At 49.4% G+C, this 4590-nt stretch carries 6 protein-coding genes; all 6 read right to left on the minus strand.

Annotated features, from left to right (window positions below):
- Positions 1-423: hypothetical protein (locus C5O24_RS10880; RefSeq protein WP_133165541.1), on the minus strand; the 423-nt coding region annotated here is incomplete at its 3' end.
- Positions 424-425: 2 nt separating this feature from the next.
- On the minus strand, positions 426-1379 hold the full coding sequence (locus C5O24_RS10885; RefSeq protein ID WP_107036994.1) for a relaxase/mobilization nuclease domain-containing protein: 954 nt from the start codon (positions 1377-1379) through the stop codon (positions 426-428).
- Positions 1360-1746: a plasmid mobilization protein gene (locus tag C5O24_RS10890; RefSeq protein WP_133165542.1), complete on the minus strand. Its 387-nt coding sequence runs from the start codon at positions 1744-1746 to the stop codon at positions 1360-1362. The genes C5O24_RS10885 and C5O24_RS10890 overlap by 20 nt, the downstream gene beginning before the upstream one ends.
- A 184-nt stretch (positions 1747-1930) precedes the next feature.
- Positions 1931-2329 (minus strand): DUF3408 domain-containing protein, encoded by a 399-nt coding sequence (locus C5O24_RS10895; RefSeq protein WP_161553891.1) that lies wholly within the window; start codon positions 2327-2329, stop codon positions 1931-1933.
- 95 nt (positions 2330-2424) lie between these two features.
- Positions 2425-3510 carry a DUF6371 domain-containing protein gene (locus tag C5O24_RS10900; protein ID WP_107036991.1) on the minus strand — a complete coding sequence of 362 codons (1086 nt, stop codon included), beginning with the start codon at positions 3508-3510 and terminating at the stop codon, positions 2425-2427.
- A gap of 90 nt (positions 3511-3600) precedes the next feature.
- The coding region (locus C5O24_RS10905) for a DUF3987 domain-containing protein (protein WP_133165543.1) at positions 3601-4590 on the minus strand (990 nt) is incomplete at its 5' end.

Here is a 4590-nt window from a genome sequence, read left to right on the forward strand (position 1 = left end):
AATTATCGACTGGGCTTTGTAGCGCATGTCGTTCACCACGTCATAGAGCTTTCTTCGCTCATCCGCAAACTCCCTGCGGAATCCTTCATAAAGAGCGTCCTTGACCTTGTCACCCAAATTGTCGGACAGTACATCCGCAACTCCTTTCGACAGGCTACCCGGCAGTTGCTCCATGACTTTTTTGAGTTTGCCGTCGGTTGAGGTTTCTGATAGTTTCTCATCAAGCAGTTTGCCGACGCTTTCATTGGTCGCTATGTTGTCGGGCAATTTCACCGTTATCGGCCCTTGATTGACTGCTTGTGGCGGCGTTGCCTTCGCTTTTGTTTCGAGGGTCTCGATGCGAGTGCCATGGTTGGTAACTGTCTTTTGCAGGTCGTCAATCTGCTCACCTTGTTTCTTGACGTCATCATATAGCTTTGACATATTCAGTGGCTGTGTTTGATGGCTGGTTTCTTCTTTTTCTTTCTCATGTTTCTGGCAAATTCTTCCTCCTGTGGGTCATAACCGGGGCCGAGTGTGAACAGGTTTCCGACCGCTCCGATGGTTGCGCCCAGAACGTCCTCCACAAGAGATGGCTTTTGCGACGGTACATATTCGACCGTTACTTTCGGTTTCTGCTGGATTGAGTCTGATTGCTCAAATCCCTGTCTGCGGTTAAACTCAAAGAGGTTGTTCAAGCGGCGATATGTGAAAGCACGGTCGATTTTAGACCCGTTGACCGTTATATCGCCGTCTGTAAATTTCACCCCTATGTGTTTGCCTGTGTTGTGGTCGTCATGAAATTTTACCTCAATTCCTGCACAGGCGAGGCGGCGCGAGAACTCATCCCACGACTTACAGCCATAAATCGCCTGACTGATCCGCTCCTTGAATACCGGAATTCTGTCCTCGTATTTCTGTTTCAGCGGCGAGTATGTGAGTCCGTATTTGTCCTTGATGGCCTTTACAACACGGTCGCTACGCCTGAAATTATTGCGCTCGTCGACTGCCTTGCCTGACATATTCACACGATTATAGACGATGTGGAAATGCGGATGTCCGGTTTCCAGATGGCGCACGACAAGAAACTGGGTGTTCTTGATTCCCATACCTTCCATATGCTCTTTGGCAAGCTGAGCCATGAATTCATCGGTCATACGAGGCGCGTCAGCGTTGTCAAAACTGATGGAAATATGTCCTGCCGGATTCTCCTTGCCGGGCATAAATCCATGTATCGCTTCAAACGACTGCACCATTTTCGCATAGTCGGTAGTGAAAATATTTTCGCTTCCGATGATGCGCCATGTGTCCGGCGTATATTCTTCGGGGTCGTGGAACTGGCGCGTCACATACCCCACGACATCGTGAAACGTGCCGCTTTTAAGTATTCTTGCAAACATAATCGGTATCTTTATTGGGTCTCAATTTTTTGAGAATGTCAAACATCTTATCGACAACGGCGGCTAATTTATTGGCCGCGCTGCGAAGTTTGAGCTGATGAAAACAGGTCATTGCCTGATTGAAATCGGAACTGAGATTTAGTATTCCTTTGGCGATCTCCTGTTCAATCTCGCTCAGGCGGCTGACGATAGTGAGCCGGAACGCGCCGTGTCTGACATACTCCGCCATCTTTACTCCGGCGGTTTTTGACCGCTCAAGAAGGTCGGAGTATTCGGCATCGTTCAGTTTGATTGTCACCACATGGGTGCGCTTCTCATCGGTCGGTTTAGAGGGACGACCGCCCTTTCTGACAGTTGATTTACTCATAGTAGACATTGTTGTGGTTTATGTGGATTGGGGAGGCAAAGAGCGGCTTATACTGCGCAGTTTTGGGAATCGTTTTCGGAGAAAAAGAAATCCCGAAACATATCCTTGCCTTCCCAATTCACTACGTTCATCGGGAAGCTGCCCCACGGTGTACCGGGTGCAGTGGTATCCCGACATTATCATCTCAGAGTTTGCGCCAGACTTCGATGTCGTCGGCATAGAGTTCGAGGTGCCCCGAAAGAATGGCGTTGATGTAGCTGCCGACGCTGGTGTCACGGTCACCGAGGATACGGGCGATGCGTTCCAGCTTCGCCCACACACTGTCCTCGATGTTGACAGGGTGACGCTTCTCTAACTTTGCCGGTGAAAGATAGGCAGCCTTGAAGTCTGCGAAATCCGACTTGCGCTGTTGCTTGCCGATACGCTGTTGTTTAGGTGGCTCGGTTGTGGCGGCTGTGGCTGTTGCCTCGGTTGCCGTCTGTTCGTTATCAAACAGATTATCTGTGTTGGCAGGAGTGGTGCTGTTGACAGCGTTGTCGCTGTTAACAGGATTGACAGGGTTGGTTGAGTTATCTGACTTCATAATAAAATCGGGATTATGGGTTGATACTTTGGATTCGGGCGCATCGGTCAACTGAGTTGACTTGGATGCGGTTGTTGACGGAGATTTCTTTGCTGTCATGATTTATCAGTTTTTGAGGGTTTGTGAATAGTATCAGTATCCGGGTTATACCGTTCAACTGACACAAGAGTGAGTTGCAGATCATCCATGAGTTTCTGCAAAATCGGATTACAGCGTATCATTGATTGCAGTATCGCTTGGTCAGGCTCGATTTGCAGCAGATAATCTGCTATGTCGAGTCCGGCTGTTCGCTCGTCATCAGTGGCAACTTCTTCAAGGAGGTTGAAGATGCTTGCCTCGATACCGAGACTGCGTAACAAACTCAGCTTCTGCCGCCACTGGTCGGTCGCGCCAATATCGGGATACAGGATAACCTGACAGCCACGGAGAACACGAAGTGCATCGGCATTAAAGCAACCGTTTTTACCACCTGTTGCCAGCCACACATATTCCGGCAGATAATAAGATGCCACGATTGCAGTTTTTTCGCTCTCGACAATGGCAACCGGTTTGCCTCGGTTCATCGGCAAGAGGTGTTCGCCGAAAAAGCACTGACGCAGATTGAACTCCGGCAACTTCAACAGCGAATGAACCCATGTCACATGATTGAATGGCTCTTTGACACGCTTGCCGTTTTCGGCATTGTAGAGCATGACCTTACCCGTGCGGACACAACCTTTAATATCGGTCTGCCAGAAGACGCATGATCCCGGCCAGTGCTTCGATGTGCCTACGCGGTAATCCTTCATCAGACGGAGCGCGTCCTCGGGCCCAAACTTGGAGCGGAGGAACAGATAGAGATTGTTCTTCTCATATCCGTGCAGAGTCTGTGAAACAGTCTCTGCCGCGATGAAGGAGGTAGGCTTTAGCTGCTCGGTCGGTTTGGCTCGCCATGCTGACGGAGTTGCGAAATCACAGTGCACAGGCTTCGCCTGTGGATTACGCTCGAAATATTCCTTCGGCGTAAGATGATAGCCGCAGCTCTGTTCATGGTCGCATCTGCCGACATCGTCGGGAAACGAGATTTGTTTCTCGGTGTCAATATACCGGCTGAAACAACGTTTCTTGTGGCAGGCGGGGCAGGGATGTCGTGTAGCCACTCCTTTGTATGGCTGGAGAATGAATCGGTGTATATTATTCATAGATTCTCAAAAAATCGGTTCGCACTATCTGCATTATCTGCATTTTGGTTGGAGGAAAATGCAAAAAGTGCAGAAAATGCAGGTTTACAGTCATATCTTGCCATAAATTCCATGACGTATTTTCTGAAAGTGAATCCCGGTGAAACGCCTGATAAAATCCTTGAAAGTACGCTCCGGCATAGAATTGTCGGCTGCGATTTCAACACCCTGTTCAGTTGTGAACTCATCGGGTAGAGCCGACATCACGGCTCTTTGCAGTTCCGACAGCGACAGCTCGCGGATAATGCCCTGCACTCTTGTGGCGGTTGTCTTGAAATAATCCACAAGTGATATGGCATTTTCAACCGATACAAGCTCTATTTCCGATTTGTCAGCTTCACCACATGCCCAGCGCGCCATTTGCATTATTAGACAAAAGCGTATGGCATGGAAATCGAACTTGTTATAGACACCTTTCAGTGCGTCACATTCCTCCCGGTTACATTCCTCAGTGTTCTGACGTTGCCATTCGTAAAGTCGCGATTTTGCCTCAGGAGTGAAAGGCAGAATCCCAGCGACGATATTGCCGTCATCATCGGTTTCGTAGGGCATTGCCACAAGTCTGCCGATGATGTCAGCCCATGCCGCTTCTATGTCGAACGATGGTTCTCTGTCGCTCCACGGCTGCTTGTCCTGATTGCCGGGCATAACGAACAGCAGACGGTCGATGAAACCATTTGAGGTGCGACTTCCCTGAGCCAGCTCATTGAGTATACCGTTCTGTATAGTTCCCACAACCGAGATAAAAGGACGGCTGATATAAACCGAGTTTTTCACGCCCTTGCGGTCGGAGAACGACGGATTGGCATTGAACAGTTTGAGCCAGTATTCCTCGTCAGAACCTTTGTTGTAGCGGTTGAAGTTCTTGAACCATCCTGCAAGCTCGTCATTCCACATAAGTATGCCACGCAGATTCTGCGAGTGAATAAGCAGCATGGCTTCCGGGGTGGCGTCAGAAATAAGAAAACGTTTGCATACCGGGGCCACAGGGTGCGGGGCTGTACGCTCCTTCATTGGCAGTTCACGCTGACGCTCGTATTC

The sequence above is a fragment of the Paramuribaculum intestinale genome, assembly GCF_003024925.1.
Lineage (GTDB): Bacteria > Bacteroidota > Bacteroidia > Bacteroidales > Muribaculaceae > Paramuribaculum > Paramuribaculum intestinale.